The organism is Shimia fortis (assembly GCF_040225985.1).
GTDB lineage: Bacteria > Pseudomonadota > Alphaproteobacteria > Rhodobacterales > Rhodobacteraceae > Shimia.
The window spans coordinates 24636-41963 of sequence record NZ_JBBPEU010000003.1 but is presented as its reverse complement, the minus strand read 5'-3'; the positions used below and the strand labels follow the sequence as shown (position 1 = coordinate 41963).

Sequence of the window (17328 nt, the reverse complement as noted above, 5' to 3'; positions counted from 1 at the left end):
CGGGCTGTCTCACTGCATGGTTTAGCCATGACCTTCCGCTGGCTCAAACACTATATGCCCCGCAGCCTTTATGGCCGTGCCGCACTGATCCTGATCCTGCCGGTGATCACACTGCAACTGGTGGTGTCGGTGGTCTTTATCCAGCGCCATTTCGAGGGCGTCACCCGCCAGATGTCAACCGCCGCCTCGCGTGAGATCAACCTCGTGGTCGACACGATCAACCGCGCCGAGACCGAGACCGACCGCGTCCGTGCGCTGGCCTATCTGACGCGCATGTTGGATTCCAGCGTGGCCTATGTCGACGAAAGCGACATCCGCGCCACGCGTCGCTGGTATGACGTGTCTGGCATCATCATCACCGGCATTCTTGACGACCGCGTGCCGACATTCCGGGCGATTGATTTGCCCGACAATGACTTTGTGCACATCTTCACCGATACTGACCGCGGTCTGGTGCGGATCACCTTTGACCGGCGGCGCGTGTCGGCCTCGAATCCGCACCAACTGCTTGTCAGCATGGTGTTTTTCGGCGGGCTGATGACCCTGATCGCCTATTTCTACCTGCGCAACCAACTGCGTCCGATCACCCGCCTGGCCAATGCGGCCGAGGCCTTTGGCAAAGGGCGCAACGTGCCCTATTCCCCCAGCGGCGCGGTCGAGGTACGCGCAGCTGGGCGGGCCTTTGTTGATATGCGCAACCGGATCGAACGCCAGATCGAACAGCGTACGATGATGCTTTCGGGGGTCAGCCACGATCTGCGCACGCCGCTCACGCGGATGAAACTGGGGTTGTCGCTGATAGACGGGGAAGATGCCGAGTTGCTGATGCGGGACGTGGAAGAGATGGAGCGCCTGCTCGAGGTGTTTCTCAGCTATGCGCGCGACGCCAAGGAAGGCGACCCCGAAGAGGTTGATCCGGTCGAACTGGTCCAGCGGATTGTCGATGATAGCGCGCGCGCCGGACATAACGTGTCGCTGGCTTCGGTCGAAGGGACGGGGCTGGCCTCGTTGCGGGTGGTGGGCATCCGACGTGCGGTCGAGAACCTGATCGGCAACGCCGTGCGCTATGGATCAAAGGCCGAGGTGTCGGTGGTGCTGGGCGACCGATATCTGCGCATCCGGATCGAGGATGACGGCCCCGGCATTCCCGAGGCAGACCGCGAAGAGGCGCAGAAACCGTTTTCCCGCCTAGATCCCGCGCGCAACCAGAACAAGGGTACGGGCGTGGGGCTTGGCCTTGCGATTGCGGCCGACGTGGCGCGTGCTCACGGTGGCGTGCTGCGGCTGGGGCAGAGCGAAGCCCTGGGCGGGTTGCAGGCCGATATCGTGATCGGGCGCTAAAGGTCGATTTCGATCACGCCATCGGGGTCTGCCGCGCGAGACTGGCACAGGATCATTGTGGTCTCGCGCTGTTTTTCGGACAATACGAAATCCCGGTGTTCTACTTTGCCGGAACGCACCGTGCATTTGCAGACGCCACAGATGCCATCGGCGCATTTCACATCAACATGCACCCCGTTTTCCAGCAACACGTCACTCGCGGTTTTTTCTTTTGGAACAACTAGTTCACGACCGTCCTTGAGGCGCATTTTGAAGCTGTGGTTCACGTGGTCGGGCTGTTCCGGGACGCTGAAATATTCAAGGTGGCGGGCTTCTTCGGGAAACCCTTGACGGGCGGCGGCTTGCATCACCCCGTCCATGTAACGGTCGGGCCCACAGGTATAGACATGCCAGCCCGGCTGATACCCGGTCAGGATGGAATCCAGATCGGCACGACTGCCCTGATCCGAGAAATGCAGGTGCACTTTTTCGGCCCATGGCACCATTTGAAGGTCATCCAGGAACCCCGCATCGGCCTTGCGACTGGCAGAATAGTGCAGCTCAAAGTCACGGCCCAGCGCGTGCAGCCGGTGGGCAAAGGCGATCATCGGCGTGATCCCGATGCCGCCGCCCATCAGAAAGCTGCGGCTGGCCTCTTCGACCAGTTCAAAATGGTTGATCGGGCGCGAAATGAACACCTTGCGCCCTTCGGAAAAGATCCGGTGCATCAGCTTGGAGCCACCACGCCCTGTATCCTCGCGCAGGACGCCGATCTGATACAGGCTCGGGTCGGCGGGATCACCTGACATGGAATACTGGCGCAGGAATTCCGGCGCGACCAGAATGTCGAGATGCGCGCCCGCGGTCCAGTCGGGCAGGGGGCTGCCGTCCAGGGCGCGGAATTCGTATTTCGTGACCGAGCTGGTCATCGGGTCGACCTTGCTGACCTCGACACGCAGCACCGGCGACTCGGCGTCGTTGCGATAGCGATGCACATGGCTTGTGTCCCCCGCCGCCAGTTCCGCCTTGTACTGGTCGGCGGAAATCATGTCTTGATAGGCACGAATTCCGGCCTCGCGATCCATCGGGAAAGGATAGGGCCACGGGTGCGGGGCCAGCGGGGCGGGATAAACCGCCAGCGTCTGATCCTCGTATTTCAGATCAAGGTCCGGTTGCAGGTCACGTTCATTCACCGGCTTGTCGGTCGGCGCGTAATGCCCCTCGGGCTGGATTTCGAGATCCCACCACCATTTCTTGACCGGATTAAGGCTGCCATGCTTGAGCTTGTCGTCCCATTTCGCCAGCAGCGGGGCGGCGGAAGGGATGTTTGAGGCGGCCCAGCGGGCAGGCGCCTCGGAAAACAGCCCTTCAAGGTTCCAGGGGCAGGTTTTCATACAGCGCCCGCACATCGCCCCGCCTTCGGTGCCGATCCGGTAGGTGGCGCATTTCTGGCTGTCGGATTTCCAGATTTCATAGCCGTTGAACATCAGCTTGGGGCCCGCCGTAATGGCCCCGGACGGGCATTCGCGGGCACATTTGTTGCAGTTCTCGCAAAAATTCTGCAGCCCGAAATCAATTGGCCTGTCATGGGCCATGGGCATATCGGTGGTCACCACCCCCGATTTCAGACGCGGCCCCAGATATGGGTTGAGGATGACCTCTCCGATACGGCTGACCTCGCCCAGCCCCGACAGCAACAGAAGCGGTGGTTGCAGAACCTCGCCATCCATCACGCTATGGGCTTTGGCCTTGTAGCCAAGATTGCGGATCTGTTTGGCAATCACGCCGCCCAGCAGGGAAAACCGCAGATAGGCGCGCATGGATTGCGCAACCGAGATCCAGTCATCGCCGCTGGCGCCCTCCATGGTTTCGAACCCCTGATCCACGATCATGGAGATGGCCTGATCATGGGGCGGGTCGATGGGCTCGCCCGCGGCGTCATGGCTGTACCACGCCCAGTCGGGGCAGCGGGAAATGCCCACCGCATCAATCCCGAGGAAATAGCTCGCCGCCTTTACGTTATCCGCATTGCGCTGCGCTTCGCTCGGGCGGCTGCCTTTGGGATCAGCCTCTCCGTCCTGCAACAGAACAAAAGCGCCAAGTGCACGGCGCTGCGCCATCGAGGGCGCGGATTTGCGCACGTAATGGCCACCAGTGGCGTATTTCTGGTTGGCCTTGCCCATGTCGCCGAACTGGGCGCGGGCAAACATATCAGCGCGCTTGGGGACGCGGGCGACATTGGCCTCGTCAATATAGGTCGTCGGGCTGTCCACGCGTTTCAGCCGTTCGAACGGGTGGGCACCATCCACATAGCGGCGCTTGCGATAGGGATCACGGTTCAGCGCGCTTTTGGCCGAGTGTTTGCCCAGCCACCATGCGGGACCGTGTGTTTTCAGATAGGGCTGCTCGGCGGCTAGCGGAAGATCAACCGAGAGCGGCATGTCAGTGGTCACCGCCGCGACGCCAAATCCGGTGCCGAGATAGGGCGCAACCAGCTGTCCTGCCTCGACCGTGGCCAGACCGGCCTCGACTGCGACGCGGTTCAGGTCAATATCGCTTGTCGTGCGGCTGTGGGCCCGCGCGGAAAAGCCAAGCAACCTCAGATAGTTGGCGATGACACAGGCAGTTTCCGTTGCGCGTAAACAGGCGCGGTGGTCCTGGGCATCTGCAATCCATTCGGCGCCGGGTTCGGACGGATCGGGGTCGCGGTGATGTTCGTACAGGTACACGATTACGTGGCTGTGGCCGTCAATGCCCGTCGGCGGCGCTTCGACCGACTCTTTCAGGTCGGCCATGATCATGTCGATGCCAGCGGCCAGTGTCTTCGTCTGGCGTGTGCGCAGATCCCGGGCCAGCCGGTCGATATCGGGGTTGCGCAGGGGTGTGGGCAACAGCGCGCTGTCCGGAAGGCGGGCAATTCCCACCATAGAGGCATCGTTGAAATAGCCGAACGCCTTGAGATGGTTGGATCTTTCAAAGGTATCTGTCGGCACCTCCGAGCGTACCGGATTGACCAGACCCTCGCGTATGGTGTCCATCATCGCCTGATACTCGCCCATCGCGTTCACAAGCGAATGCGGGGTGTCGAGGCGACGAAATTCAAGCGGCAACATGGGCGGCACCTTGGTGGTGATTGGCCCTGACTGGCGCAGCAGCGTTTCGAGCGGATATGGCCCCAGATGCACCGGTCGCGTTTTGTCGGAAAAAATGCGTGTCATGTCTCGTCTCCCCGCACAGGATGGTAAACATGTTATCTTGTTTTGAAAAGCCTTGGTGATATCCCGAGATGCCCTGGCGAGGCACAGGTGTGGCGCGTAAAATATGGTGGTTTTTATATATTTTACTTTTGATATATATCAAAGATGTAACGCGAATACTTCTTTACCCAAGGGAAATGTGCACCCAGCGCGTTTCTGATCGCGAGGTATCTTTATGCTTTTGAAACAAGCTATTGCGGGGCTTTGTTTGGCTATCGTCACGGCGGGAAACGCCGTCGCCGAAGACGCCGTCAGCAAATCGACCGCCGACCATTCCAAGTTCCCGTCCTTGCAAAAGGACTTTAAATCCGGTCCTGAAGTGACCGAAGCCTGCCTTGAATGTCATACCGAGGCAGACGACCAGTTCATGCATTCGATCCACTTTACGTGGGAATACGATCACCCCGACACGGGGCAGAAGCTGGGCAAGAAAAACGTCATCAACGCATTTTGTGGCAGCGTCGCCGGAAACGAACCGCGCTGTACCTCGTGCCACGCCGGATATGGCTGGGACGACATGAACGAGGCCCCGCCGCAAAAAGAGACCGCCAAGGACTGCCTCGTCTGCCACGACACTTCGGACCAGTACACCAAGCTGGCTACCGGGGCAGGGCATCCGCCTATGGAAGCCAAAGGCAAGACCATCACCGGTCAGAAGGCGTGGGCGGTGGACCTGAAAAAGGCCGCGATGAGTGTCGGCATGCCGGACCGTGACAATTGCGGCAACTGTCACTTTTACGGCGGCGGCGGGGATAACGTGAAACATGGCGACCTGTCGTCGGTTCTCTATAATCCCAGCTTTGACGTCGATGTGCACATGTCGCCCAAATCCGAGGGCGGCGAGGATATGGTCTGTTCCGATTGCCACGTCAGCGACCGCCACCAATGGGCCGGATCGCGCTATAACGTGCTGGCCTCGGATCCGCACGGCACCGGCAAACCCGGCGAAGAGCGCCATGCCGCCTCGTGCCAGTCCTGCCACGGGGACGCGCCGCACCCGACCAATATCAAGGGCATGAAGCTGAACGATCACACCGACACACTGGCCTGCCAGACCTGCCACATCCCGGAATTCGCGCGGGGCGGCGTGCCCACGAAATCCATGTGGGACTGGTCGACCGCAGGCAAGATGGATGAAACCGGCAAACCCTATAGCGAGGACAAGTATACCTCGTCCATGGGCAAGCACATGCACACCTACATGTCGACAAAGGGCAATTTCGAATATGCCGAAAACGCCGTGCCGCATTACGCGTGGTTCGACGGGCAGGTGGAATACACCACGATCGACCGCAAGATAGACCCGACCAACACGGTTGACGTGAACGTGATCCATGGCGACCGCGCCGATGGCAGTTCGCGTATCTGGCCGTTCAAGCGCATGGAAGGGCGGCAGGCCTATGACAAGGTGAACGAAAACCTTGTCTACACCCATGTCTGGGGGCCAACGACCGACACTGCGTTCTGGACCAATTTCGACTGGGCCAAGGCGATTGACGCGGGCATGAAGGCCGCCAACCAGCCCTATTCGGGAGAGTTCGGCTTCGTCGACACCTACATGTACTGGCCGATTACCCACATGGTGGCACCGGCCGAGGATGCGGTGGGTTGTGTGGAATGCCACCAGGAAAACGGGCGCCTTGCCGATGTTGCGGGCGTATTCATGCCGGGCACCGATCCCAACAGCTGGATCGGGTTGCTGGGCAAGGCCATCATCCTGATGTCTTTCCTCGGCGTCATCGGCCATTCCCTGCTGCGCCTCTTCTCGCGCAATTCGAAAGGAGATCACCATGGCTAAGCGTATCGTCAAGGTTTACCCGGCCTTTGAACGGCTCTGGCACTGGATGCAGGTCATCCTGATCCTGACACTGATGGTCACCGGCATGGGGCTGAACGGGGTGCATGGTCTGATCCCGTTCGGACAGGCAGTGATGCTGCACACGCTGGCCGCGCTGGCCCTGCTGGCGCTGTGGGTGTTCGCAACCTTCTGGCTGTTCACCACGGGCACGTGGAAACAGTTCATCCCCAAGATCGAAGGCATGGTCGCCGTGGCGCGCTTCTATGCCTATGGCGTCTTCAAAGGCGAGGAGCACCCTTATGAAAAAATCTTCTGGCGCAAGCACAACCCGCTGCAGGCCGCGACCTATTTCGTGTTGAAATGGTTCATCTTTCCGGCGATCTGGATCACCGGCCTGCTGTATCTGACCTATAATTTCTGGGCCGGCAGCGACTCGGTTCTGGCGATCACGCTGATTGCCAACCTGCATCTGCTGTCGGCCTATGTGATCGGGGCTTTCATCATCATCCATGTCTACCTGCTGACCGTGGGGCACGGGTTCCGCGAACATGTGAAACCGATGGTGACGGGCTATGACGAGATCGACCTGACGCCTGAACAAGAGGCCTATCTGGAGAGCAACGAACCGGAACGGTTGAAACCTGTCGCAGAGGGGTAGACGGCAGACCCACCGGATTTCGGATCAGGCGCGGGGGCGGCCCCGCGCCTTTTTTGCCAGGGGCCAGCAGACAAAAGAAAACCGGCCCGTGACAAGGTCAGGACCGGCACCAGAATTTTTTCGGGAACAGGTGGGGCTCAGCGGCCCCAGGTGCGGACCACGCCGCAATCCATATGCACGAAGTTCGAGCGCGAATAGCGTCCGACACCACCGGCATTACAGGCCGCCGCGGCGCGGGCCACCTGGCTGACCGAGCGGGACGACAACCGCAGATCGGCTGCCTGGCCTTTCATGTGCAGCGAATTCTTGGCAACCCCACGCGAGCGCGAACGCAGCATGGCGTTGGTCTGCGGGCTGCGATAGCCCGAGAGCAGCATGTAGGGTTCGTTCGTATCCAGAAGGTTAAGCGATGCGGCCATGATATCGACGGTGCGCAGGTCGATGCCCTTGACCTGATCCGTGCGCCAGTCGCGCATGAACAGGTTGATCTCTTTCACCGCGTCCTTGATATATTCGCCCTCGATCCAGTAGATCGTGTCGAGCCGTTCCCCGGTCCGACCCGAATACATACGGATGCGGCGGATATCGCCCGAGCCGCGCAGGAACCCTGCCGCATTCGAGAAGGTGGGTGCCGCAGCGATTGTCGTAGCTGCGAATGCGCGCAGTAGTCCGCGCCGTGTCATACTCAGCGAGTTGTTCTCAGTCATAGTTTTCAGCGCCTGTCCCGTCGCTTACCTGCCACCACGATGTTACGTGGTATTGTTAACATCCCCAGATGTGGGGACGTTATGACATATCCGGAATCACCGACCAAGCGTTCATTTTGGCGCGGATGCCACAATCAAGGGATTTAGGCGAATTTTTGCGCAATTCTGCGGTTTGTGGGATTCGGGTCGGAAACTGCGGTGAGCTTGCATCAAGTCGGCTTCTCCTGCATGTGCTCAAAAAAATGTTAGTAGACATGATTGTCATATTTTCGAAAAATCTCGTTAATCAGGTCACAAGTTTATTTTGAGGAACGCGCGCATGTTCAAACCCCTTCTGAAAGCCTCTCGCATTGCCATGGTATCAGGCGCCGCCCTTGTGGGCGCCTTGTCACTGACCCCGGCACCGCTCAAGGCGCAGGTGACGGCGTTCAAACAGGCTGTGGCCGAGGCCGCGTCGCGGGACGAGGCACTATCAGCTTTCTATCGGGAAAACGGCTTTGCACCGGTCTGGACCGTAGACACAGAGGCCGGGATCGACCGGCGTTCGGCCCTGTTGCGGGCGCTCCGCGATGCTGACCAGCACGGGTTGCCGGTAAAACGGTATCAGTTCGAGGCGCTTTTGGAGCAACTGGGCGAGGCGGACACTCCACGCGAACTGGGCCTGGCCGAGGTGGCGATGAGCAAGGCATTCATCATCTATGCGCGTGACGTTCAAAGTGGCATGTTCAAGCCGACCTCGCTGGATGACGGGATCAAGCGTGACGCCCCGGTGCGGGATCCGCGCGAGAATCTGGAAAGCTTCCTGAACAGTGATCCCGCGCGGTTCATGCACAGCCTGCCGCCGACGACCTCGCAATACCTCGCGCTTATGAAGGAAAAGAAACGTCTTGAGACCGTGATCGCGCAGGGCGGTTGGGGACCGACCGTCAAAGGCAACAAGATCGAACCGGGGGATCGCGGAAACGCAGTCATTTCGCTGCGCAACCGCTTGATCGCACTGGGATATCTGGATCGCAGCCCCAGTGCGGTCTACGACACCGACATGCAGAAGGCCGTGCAGGCGTTCCAGATCGACAACGGGTTGGAACCTGATGGTGTGGCGGGGGCCGGCACGATCAAGGAACTGAACCGGACGCCACAGGACCGTCTGAAATCCATCATGGTCGCGATGGAACGGGAACGCTGGCTGAACAAGGATCGGGGCGACCGGCATGTTCTGGTGAATCTGACAGACTTCACCGCGCGCATTGTCGATCATGGCACCGTGACGTTCGAAACACGCTCGGTCGTGGGCAAGAACCAGAGCGACCGGCGCAGCCCCGAGTTTTCGGACGTGATGGAGCACATGGTCATCAACCCGACCTGGAACGTGCCGCGCTCGATCGCGACCAAGGAATACCTGCCGATGCTGAAACGTAACCCGAACGCGGTCAGCTATCTCAAGCTGGTGAACGGGCGCGGGCAGGTGGTCAACCGTGGCGCGGTGGATTTCAGCCAGTTCAGCGCGCGGAATTTCCCGTTTGATATCAAACAGCCCCCGGGGTCGCGCAACGCGCTGGGGCTTGTAAAGTTCATGTTCCCGAACAAGCACAACATCTATCTGCACGACACGCCGGCCAAAAACCTGTTTGCCCGCGAGGTGCGCGCCTATAGCCACGGCTGCATCCGCCTGCATCAACCCTTTGATTTTGCCTATACAATCCTGGCAAAACAGGTTGAGGATCCCAAAGAGTTCTTCCAGTCTCGCCTGAAAACAGGGCGTGAAACCAAGGTGGATCTTGAACAGGACATCCCCGTACACATCATCTATCGTACGGCGTTCAGCGACGGAAAAGGTCACATGAACTATCGCCGCGATGTCTATGGCCGTGACGCCAAGATTTGGCAGGCCATGGTGAACGAAGGGGTGGCGCTGGACGCGGTGCAGGGGTAAAACGCCCGCAAAACGCGGGGGACCCATGGCCTATACATTGCAGCAGATCGCCGACGCCATCGGGGCAACTGCCCTGGGGGACACTTCCTTAATCGTGGCGCGTGTCGCCGAACCCGCTTCGGCCGGACCGGATGATCTGGCTTTGCTGACCAATCCGAAATTCGCTGACGGCCTGGCCCAGGGGCAGGCGCGGGCTGCCATGCTCTGGGAAGGGGCCGACTGGCAGGGGATGGGGCTGCAAGGGGCCATCGTATCGGCGCGTGGGCGGTTTGCCCTGTCGGGTCTGTCGCGCATCATGGATCCGGGCCAGCATTATGGCAGCGGTGTGCATGCCATGGCCGTGGTCGACGCCAGCGCCGAGATCGGCGAAAACGTCACCATCGGCCCGTTCACCAGTATCGGCCCACGCGCCATTATCGGCGCCAACAGCATCATCGGCCCGAACTGCACCATCGGTGCGGATGTGACGCTTGGGGAAGAGGCATTCCTGCGCGAACAGGTCTCGATCGGCGCCCGCGCCACGATTGGCGCGCGCTTCATAGCGCAACCCGGCGTCCGGATCGCCTCGGACGGGTTTTCCTTTGTCACGCCTGAAAAATCCGGCGTCGAGGCCGCCCGCGAAACCCTTGGCGATCAGGGTGAAGTCAAGTCCCAGGTCTGGGCCCGCATTCACAGCCTTGGCTCGGTCACCATCGGCGACGATGTCGAAATCGGCGCCAACACCTGTATCGACTGTGGCACCATCCGCGACACGGTGATCGGCAACGGCGTCAAGATGGATAACCTTGTCCATATCGCCCACAATGTCGAAATCGGCGACAACACTTTGCTGGCCGGGCAGGTTGGTATCGCCGGATCCACCAGGATCGGGAAAAACGTGGTCTTTGGTGGCCAATGCGGTGTTTCGGACAATATCACCGTGGGGGACAACGTGATCGCCGGGGGCGGCACCAAGATGATGTCCAAGGTGCCCGCCGGTCGGGTCATGCTGGGATATCCGGCTGTCAAGATGGAGACACATTTGGAGATGTATAAGGGCCTCAGACGCCTGCCGCGTCTTTTTGACGATGTGTCCGCGTTGAAGAAAACCATTCAATCTTCGGACAGCAATGACTAAATCACTGCCAGATCTGGCGAAAGGAAGAACAAAATGAGCATCAAGGACGAGGTTATCGGGATCATTGCCGAACAGGCCGTTCTGGACCCCTCGGATGTGACCATGGACAGCACGCTCGAAGATCTCGGGATCGACAGTCTCGGGCTGGTCGAGAGCATTTTTGCCATCGAGGAGAGCTTTGACATCTCGGTGCCTTTCAACGCCAACGAACCTGAGAAAAGCGATTTCGACATTTCATCCGTGGCCACGATCATTGCGGGCATTGAAAAGCTGATCGCCGAGCAGAAAGGCTAAGGGCAGGGCCATGAAACGCGTTGTCATCACCGGGGCAGGCACCATCAACGCGCTCGGGCACAACGTGGCCGACACGCTGGCGGCGTTTCGCGAGGGGCGCTGCGGGATCGGGCCGCTGGATATGCCGGACGTCGACCGTCTCGCCGTCAGGATCGGCGCTCAGGTGCAGGACTTCGAGGCCGAGGGCCTATTCAACCGCCAGCAGATGTCGCTTTATGACCGCTTCACGCAGTTCACTCTTGTCGCCGCGCGCGAGGCGATCGCGCAGGCGGGGCTGGAATTTTCGGGCGAAATGGCCGCGAAATCCGGCGTTGTTCTGGGCAATTCGGGCGGCGGGATGACCACGCTCGATGAAAACTACCGCACCGTTTACGAGGCGGGCAAAAACCGCGTGCATCCTTTTGTCGTTCCGAAACTGATGAACAACGCCGCGGCCAGCCATGTCAGCATGGAGTTCAACCTCAAGGGGCCGTCCTTTACGGTGGCGTCGGCCTGTGCGTCCTCCAACCACGCCATGGCCCAAGCGTTCCAGATGGTGCGCACCGGCATGGCGCCGGTCATGATCTCGGGCGGATCGGAATCCATGCTGTGCTTTGGCGGCGTCAAGGCATGGGAAGGTCTGCGCGTCATGTCCAAGGACGCCTGCCGCCCGTTCAGCGCAAACCGCAACGGCATGGTGCAGGGTGAAGGCGCAGGGATCTTCGTGTTCGAGGACTATGACCACGCCAAGGCGCGTGGCGCAGAGATCCTTGCCGAAGTGGCGGGGTTCGCGATGAGTTCGGACGCTGCAGATATTGTCATGCCCTCGAAACAAGGTGCCGCGCGGGCCATTGCCGGGGCACTGGCCGATGCGCGTCTGAACCCGTCGGATGTGGGCTATATCAACGCCCACGGCACCGGCACCGCCGCCAATGACAAGACCGAATGCGCCGCCGTGGCCGATGTGTTCGGGGCCCATGCCGACAACCTGATGATTTCCTCGACCAAATCCATGCACGGGCACCTGATCGGGGGCACCGGTGCGGTTGAACTCCTGGCCGGGATCATGGCGCTGCGCGACGGGGTCATTGCCCCCACCATCGGCTACGAGGAACCCGATCCGGAATGCGCGCTGGACGTCGTCCCGAACGAGGCCCGCGAGGCCAAGGTCGATGCGATTCTGTCCAACGCCTTTGCCTTTGGCGGGCTGAACGCCGTGATTGCCCTGCGCAAGGTCTGATACCCCCATTAAAATACAGAAAACGCCCGCGAACCAATCGGTTGCGGGCGCTGTCCTGTCAGATCGCAGGTCTGCTTATTCCGGCACAACCGTCGACTTGTCATAGGCGGCGGTAAAACCGTTCAGCGACATGATCACGGTCACCGGCTGGCTGGGGTTGCGGGCCGGAACGATGCCCAGGCTCGCCTTGCTGCCACCTTTCAGTTCTTCGACTTCCTCGGCCGTGAACCCGATCCGCGCGAAACAGCCGATCGTGTTGCAGAAAGCAAAGGGATAGCGCTTGGTCGAGGTGCCGTCGATGGTCATCGACAGTTGCGCTGTAAGCAGCGTTTCGAGCGGCACGACAAAGGTGGCACCAGCCGCAGCTGCGCTACCCTCGGGCAGACGATAGGCCGTCACTTCCGCCACCGGAGTACCGGCCCCGTCCTTCAGAAGCTGGTACATGCGGCAGGGGCGCGGCTCGGGGCCGGTCTTGGCGCATTGCAGGTTCCAGTCTCCGAAGGCTTCGTTGGTCACGTCATCCACGGGGGCCGGATTGGAATTGGTCACCGTTTCGCCCATTTCCAGCGTGCCGTTCGACAGCGAACCAACGCCTTGCGCGAAGGCCGGAGCCGAAAGGGCCATCACGGCCAGGGTTGCCAGAGAGAGTGCTGTGTTCTTCATGAATCAAACCGCCAGTTTCTTGTTTCGCGAGACGCTTAACACGGGCCAAGGGCAATGTCAGTGGCAAGCGGACGGGAATTTCGTCAAAGGCAAGAAATCGCTGTTGCGTCCGGCCCGTTTTCCGCAAAACACCCGCCAAATGAAAAAGAGGCCCGAAGGCCTCTTTTCCGATTTTCACTCCCCGTCGGACTGGCCGACTTATTCATTGGGGGGAACGCTACGAAGAAAACGACCAAGCGTCAACAGGAAAAAATCAAGTTTTACGGTTTGATTTTCAACAAAAAAAGCCACGCAAGCGAATGCGTGGCCAAGTCTAACAGGGAGGAAACAATTCACGGGCCAAATCGGCCGCGTGACGGGTTTTATGATGGCGTAAAATGGTTAAAACTGTCTTTCGAATGTGTGATTTTTCTTCGGGGGCGGATTTTGGAAGATTCGATCTTTATTGGTGGCGGCGGCGAAGACTATGGCGTCAAACAGGGGCTGGCGCTGAAATACGCCAACCGGCATGGCATGGTGGCAGGGGCCACGGGCACCGGGAAATCCGTCACCCTGCAAATCCTGGCCGAAGGGTTTTCCAAGGCCGGCGTGCCGGTCTTCCTGTCGGATGTCAAAGGCGACCTGTCCGGTCTGGCCGGATCCGGCAGCGAGAGCTTCAAGCTGCATCAGGCCTTCACAGACCGCGCCGCGAAAATCGGCTTTGACGATTACAGCTACGAGGCCTTTCCGGTCACCTTCTGGGATCTTCTGGGCGAACAGGGGCATCCCGTGCGCACCACCGTGGCCGAGATGGGGCCGCTTCTGCTGTCGCGCCTGCTCGAACTCAGCGAAGCGCAGGAAGGTATCCTGAACATCGCTTTCCGAGTCGCCGATGTCGAAGGCATGCCGCTCTTGGACCTCAAGGACCTGCAATCGCTGCTGGTCTGGGTGGGGGAAAACCGGCAGGCGCTGACCCTGCGCTATGGAACGATCTCGACCAATTCGCTGGGCACGATCCAGCGGCGCCTTCTGGTGCTTGAAAACCAGGGCGGGGCCAAGCTCTTTGGCGAACCGGCGCTGGAACTCACGGACCTGATGCGCACCGATACGGATGGCCGGGGTCGGATCAATATTCTTGCCGCGGACAAACTCATGGGGGCGCCGCGCCTCTATGCGACCTTCCTGCTCTGGCTCTTGTCGGAACTGTTCGAGGAACTGCCCGAGGTGGGCGACCCCGACAAGCCCAAGCTCGTGTTCTTCTTTGACGAGGCGCATCTCTTGTTCGACGGGGCCCCCAAGGCGTTGGTCGACAAGGTCGAACAGGTGGCCCGCCTGATCCGCTCGAAAGGGGTCGGGGTCTATTTCATCTCGCAAAACCCCGCCGACATCCCCGAGGATATCCTCGGCCAGCTTGGCAACCGGATCCAGCACGCGCTGCGCGCCTTTACCGCGCGGGACCGCAAACAGTTGAAACTGGCCGCCGAAACCTATCGTGATAATCCCCGCTTCTCGACCGAAGACGCCATCCGCGAGGTCGGTGTGGGCGAGGCCGTGACCTCGATGCTGATGAAAAAGGGTGTGCCCGGCGTGGTCGAACGCACGCTGATCCGTCCGCCTTCGTCGAAACTCGGCCCGATTGATCCCGCAACCCGCAAAGAGGTGATCCAGACCTCACCGGTGGCAGGCAAATATGAAAAGCTGGTCGACCGCAAATCGGCCTATGAAATCCTCAAGGCCCGCGCAGAAGCCGCCGCGAAAGAGGCCGCCGATCTGGAAGACAAGGAAGACGACATGCCCGCGCACGAACGAGAGTTCAACGCAGGGCGGCGCTATTCCGGCACCCGCGTGACCCGCTCGACCTCGCGCAGCACCCGCAAGGAACCCAGCTTTGGCGAGGCCATGGGCAAGATGGTCATGAAGGAACTTTCCGGCACCACGGGCCGCAAACTCGTGCGCGGCATTCTGGGGGGCCTGTTCAAGGGGCGCTGACTCCCCTGTCTTCATCTTGCCGCAAATACTCACAAAAAAGGCCGCTCGAATGAGCGGCCTTTTGCAGTTTCCCTGTTCCGGTCTCACTTCTCGGGGATCAGGCCGCGCGGGCTGAATCTCAGGACCAGCAGCAGGATAATCCCCATCGTCATGAGTCGCATATGTGCTGCGCTGTCGATCAGATGCGCGGCCAGCGCGCTGTCTTCGGCCATGCCGCTGGTGATCAGTTCCATCAGCCACAGGCCAATCGGCTCCACCTGGATCCACAGCCACCAGATCAGGAAGCCGCCCAGCACTGCGCCCAGGTTGTTGCCCGAGCCACCGACGATCACCATCACCCAGATCAGGAAGGTAAAGCGCAGCGGGTTATACGTGCCCGGCGTCAGCTGCCCGTCCAGTGTTGTCATCATCGCGCCCGCGATGCCGCAAATGGCCGAACCCAGCACAAAAATCTGCAAATGTCGGCGGGTGACGTTTTTGCCCATCGCCTCTGCGGCAACCTCGTTATCTCGGATCGCGCGCATCATGCGGCCCCATGGGCTGTGCAGCGCCAGCTGCGCCGCGACAAGAATCAGGATCAGCACACCGGCAAACAACAAGGAATAGCTGGCCTTCACATAAAGCGACGACGCCGTGACCGGATCCAGCCCGAGGTTCTGGGCCGATTGCACAAAGCTCTCGGTATCCTGCAGGTCCACCTCATAGGGCACTGGACGGGGCAGGCCGTTCACGTTTTTCACGCCGCGTGCCAGCCAGTCTTCGTTCTTCATCACCGCGATGATGATCTCGGCGATGCCCAGCGTCGCAATCGCCAGATAATCCGAGCGCAGGCCCAAAGCCGTCTTTCCGATCAGCCATGCCACACCGGCCGCCAGCAATCCGCCCATCGGCCAGGCCAGCAGCACCGGCAGGCCAAGCCCGCCCAGATATCCGGTGGCGGCGGGGTTGATCGCCTCGATCGCCTGCACGGCGGGATCAAATAGCGCGCGGTAGATGAAGAAGCCGCCAATCAGGATCGCCAGCATTGCAACGGTGCGGGTCGTGCCACGCAGACGGCCATAAGCCAGCACCGCCGCCACGATCGTCGCAGCGCCAAACAACAGCGCCGCAATCACACGCGCACCGCCTGCCGCCCAGGCCTCGGTCACGGGCGGCATAGACGTCATCACGACCGCCAGCCCCCCAAGCGCCACGAACCCCATGACACCCACGTTGAACAGGCCTGCAAAGCCCCATTGCAGGTTCACACCCAGCGCCATGATTGCCGAGATCAGCCCCATGTTCAGCAAGACCAGCGCCGAGTTCCACGATTGCATGAAGCCGGTGCCGATGATCAGCAGGGCCACGGCACCAAACAGGAGAGAGTTTTTCACTGTATCGCTCATACCGCTTTTCCTTTGAAGATGCCGGTCGGCTTGAACAGAAGCACCACGATCAGAATCACGAAGCTGACCGCGAATTTATAGTCGGTGGACAGAAGCTGCACGAGCGTCGAAGGCTCCAACGAATCAGGAAGCCAGTAAGTCAGCACCTTCTTCCACGCATAGGTGATCGTGACTTCCGAAAAGGCGATGATGAACCCGCCCGCAATCGCACCCAATGGGTTGCCAAGGCCGCCGACGATGGCCGAGGCAAAGATCGGCAGCAGCAGTTGGAAATACACAAACGGCTTGAACGTCTTGTCGAGCCCATAAAGCACACCCGCAATCGTCGCCAGCGCGGCCACGATCATCCACGTGTACATCACCACGCGTTCGGGGTTGATGCCCGACAACAGCGCCAGGTCTTCGTTGTCCGAATAGGCGCGCATGGATTTGCCGGTGCGGGTGCGGTTCAGGAACCAGAACAGCGCGACCACGCAGATCACCGCAACCACCACGGTCAGACCTTGGGTGGTCTTGATCGCCAGACCTTCGCGCAGGCCGGTCAACTGCTTGAATTCCCGTACGGAAATGATGAACCGTTCCCCATCGGCGAATTTCTGGTCGTTGGGGCCAATGATGAAACGTACAAGGCCGTTCATTACGAACATCACACCCATCGACACGATCACAAGGATCACCGGCTTGGCCTTTTGCTCCCGGTAGAACTTGTAGACCACCCGGTCCGTCAACAGCACCAGCGCGATTGTCCCCAAGATGCCAAAAGGCAGCGCCAAAAGCGCGGTGGGCAGTGGGCCGAAACTGACCCCCATGCCCTGCAGCCACCATGTGACCAGAACCGTCACCATCGCCCCGAAGGCCATGGTGTCGCCATGGGCAAAGTTCGAGAACCGCAGAATGCCATAGATCAGCGTTACCCCCAGCGCACCCAGAGCCAACTGGCTGCCATAGGCGACCGCGGGGATCAGCACAAAGTTTGAGAGGGCCACAAGGCCATTTAGAAAGTCCATCA

The 17328-nt window shown here is 60.1% G+C and carries 13 protein-coding genes; 8 read left to right on the top strand and 5 right to left on the bottom strand.

The features are described from left to right. The first annotated feature begins 27 nt into the window (after nucleotides 1-27). Complete coding sequence (locus WNE31_RS06740) at nucleotides 28-1341, top strand: ATP-binding protein (protein WP_349978952.1); 1314 nt, start codon at nucleotides 28-30, stop codon at nucleotides 1339-1341. On the opposite strand, the gene WNE31_RS06735 is transcribed toward WNE31_RS06740, so the two are convergent. After that, the gene (locus WNE31_RS06735; protein WP_349978951.1) at nucleotides 1338-4538 is read right to left on the bottom strand and encodes a 2Fe-2S iron-sulfur cluster-binding protein; all 3201 of its coding nucleotides are present in this window, start codon (nucleotides 4536-4538) and stop codon (nucleotides 1338-1340) included. The genes WNE31_RS06740 and WNE31_RS06735 overlap by 4 nt on opposite strands. Before the next feature lie 214 nt (nucleotides 4539-4752). On the opposite strand from WNE31_RS06735, the gene WNE31_RS06730 reads away from it, so the two are divergent. After that, the gene (locus WNE31_RS06730; RefSeq protein ID WP_349978950.1) at nucleotides 4753-6375 is read left to right on the top strand and encodes a tetrathionate reductase family octaheme c-type cytochrome; all 1623 of its coding nucleotides are present in this window, start codon (nucleotides 4753-4755) and stop codon (nucleotides 6373-6375) included. Continuing rightward, entirely contained in the window at nucleotides 6368-7033 is a 666-nt protein-coding gene (locus tag WNE31_RS06725; protein WP_349978949.1) for a cytochrome b/b6 domain-containing protein, read from the top strand. Before WNE31_RS06730 ends, WNE31_RS06725 begins: the two co-directional genes overlap by 8 nt. 137 nt (nucleotides 7034-7170) lie before the next feature. On the opposite strand, the gene WNE31_RS06720 is transcribed toward WNE31_RS06725, so the two are convergent. After that, nucleotides 7171-7740, bottom strand: coding sequence for a YcbK family protein (locus WNE31_RS06720; protein WP_349978948.1), 570 nt, complete (start codon nucleotides 7738-7740; stop codon nucleotides 7171-7173). Nucleotides 7741-8059: 319 nt separating this feature from the next. On the opposite strand from WNE31_RS06720, the gene WNE31_RS06715 reads away from it, so the two are divergent. Genes WNE31_RS06715 through WNE31_RS06700 form a run of 4 tightly spaced genes read left to right on the top strand, consistent with a single transcriptional unit; the run spans nucleotide 8060 to nucleotide 12303 of the window. Then, entirely contained in the window at nucleotides 8060-9673 is a 1614-nt protein-coding gene (locus tag WNE31_RS06715) for a L,D-transpeptidase family protein (RefSeq protein WP_463407420.1), read from the top strand. A gap of 25 nt (nucleotides 9674-9698) precedes the next feature. Beyond that, nucleotides 9699-10790: a UDP-3-O-(3-hydroxymyristoyl)glucosamine N-acyltransferase gene (gene lpxD / locus WNE31_RS06710; protein ID WP_349978947.1), complete on the top strand. Its 1092-nt coding sequence runs from the start codon at nucleotides 9699-9701 to the stop codon at nucleotides 10788-10790. A 33-nt stretch (nucleotides 10791-10823) separates the two neighbouring features. After that, complete coding sequence (locus WNE31_RS06705; RefSeq protein WP_349978946.1) at nucleotides 10824-11084, top strand: acyl carrier protein; 261 nt, start codon at nucleotides 10824-10826, stop codon at nucleotides 11082-11084. 10 nt (nucleotides 11085-11094) lie between these two features. After that, the gene (locus tag WNE31_RS06700) at nucleotides 11095-12303 is read left to right on the top strand and encodes a beta-ketoacyl-[acyl-carrier-protein] synthase family protein (RefSeq protein ID WP_349978945.1); all 1209 of its coding nucleotides are present in this window, start codon (nucleotides 11095-11097) and stop codon (nucleotides 12301-12303) included. Nucleotides 12304-12378: 75 nt separating this feature from the next. On the opposite strand, the gene WNE31_RS06695 is transcribed toward WNE31_RS06700, so the two are convergent. After that, nucleotides 12379-12966, bottom strand: coding sequence for an invasion associated locus B family protein (locus WNE31_RS06695; protein WP_349978944.1), 588 nt, complete (start codon nucleotides 12964-12966; stop codon nucleotides 12379-12381). A 426-nt stretch (nucleotides 12967-13392) separates the two neighbouring features. On the opposite strand from WNE31_RS06695, the gene WNE31_RS06690 reads away from it, so the two are divergent. Continuing rightward, on the top strand, nucleotides 13393-14934 hold the full coding sequence (locus WNE31_RS06690) for a helicase HerA-like domain-containing protein (RefSeq protein ID WP_349978943.1): 1542 nt from the start codon (nucleotides 13393-13395) through the stop codon (nucleotides 14932-14934). An 83-nt stretch (nucleotides 14935-15017) separates the two neighbouring features. Here the strand turns inward: WNE31_RS06690 and WNE31_RS06685 are convergent, their stop codons facing one another. Together WNE31_RS06685 and WNE31_RS06680 are read right to left on the bottom strand one after the other, a co-directional pair. After that, nucleotides 15018-16319 (bottom strand): branched-chain amino acid ABC transporter permease, encoded by a 1302-nt coding sequence (locus tag WNE31_RS06685; protein WP_349978942.1) that lies wholly within the window; start codon nucleotides 16317-16319, stop codon nucleotides 15018-15020. Beyond that, entirely contained in the window at nucleotides 16316-17326 is a 1011-nt protein-coding gene (locus WNE31_RS06680) for a branched-chain amino acid ABC transporter permease (protein WP_349978941.1), read from the bottom strand. Before WNE31_RS06680 ends, WNE31_RS06685 begins: the two co-directional genes overlap by 4 nt. Nucleotides 17327-17328 lie beyond the last annotated feature (2 nt).

Excerpts from the sequence above, each read along its gene's own strand:
- WNE31_RS06685 (WP_349978942.1), bottom strand. The coding sequence starts at position 16,319 with ATGAGCGATACAGTGAAAAACTCTCTCCTGTTTGGTGCCGTGGCCCTG.
- WNE31_RS06720 (WP_349978948.1), bottom strand. The coding sequence starts at position 7,740 with ATGACTGAGAACAACTCGCTGAGTATGACACGGCGCGGACTACTGCGC.
- WNE31_RS06695 (WP_349978944.1), bottom strand. The coding sequence starts at position 12,966 with ATGAAGAACACAGCACTCTCTCTGGCAACCCTGGCCGTGATGGCCCTT.
- WNE31_RS06740 (WP_349978952.1), top strand. The coding sequence starts at position 28 with ATGACCTTCCGCTGGCTCAAACACTATATGCCCCGCAGCCTTTATGGC.
- WNE31_RS06730 (WP_349978950.1), top strand. The coding sequence starts at position 4,753 with ATGCTTTTGAAACAAGCTATTGCGGGGCTTTGTTTGGCTATCGTCACG.
- lpxD (WP_349978947.1), top strand. The coding sequence starts at position 9,699 with ATGGCCTATACATTGCAGCAGATCGCCGACGCCATCGGGGCAACTGCC.
- WNE31_RS06705 (WP_349978946.1), top strand. The coding sequence starts at position 10,824 with ATGAGCATCAAGGACGAGGTTATCGGGATCATTGCCGAACAGGCCGTT.
- WNE31_RS06680 (WP_349978941.1), bottom strand. The coding sequence starts at position 17,326 with ATGGACTTTCTAAATGGCCTTGTGGCCCTCTCAAACTTTGTGCTGATC.
- WNE31_RS06715 (WP_463407420.1), top strand. The coding sequence starts at position 8,060 with ATGTTCAAACCCCTTCTGAAAGCCTCTCGCATTGCCATGGTATCAGGC.
- WNE31_RS06725 (WP_349978949.1), top strand. The coding sequence starts at position 6,368 with ATGGCTAAGCGTATCGTCAAGGTTTACCCGGCCTTTGAACGGCTCTGG.
- WNE31_RS06700 (WP_349978945.1), top strand. The coding sequence starts at position 11,095 with ATGAAACGCGTTGTCATCACCGGGGCAGGCACCATCAACGCGCTCGGG.
- WNE31_RS06735 (WP_349978951.1), bottom strand. The coding sequence starts at position 4,538 with ATGACACGCATTTTTTCCGACAAAACGCGACCGGTGCATCTGGGGCCA.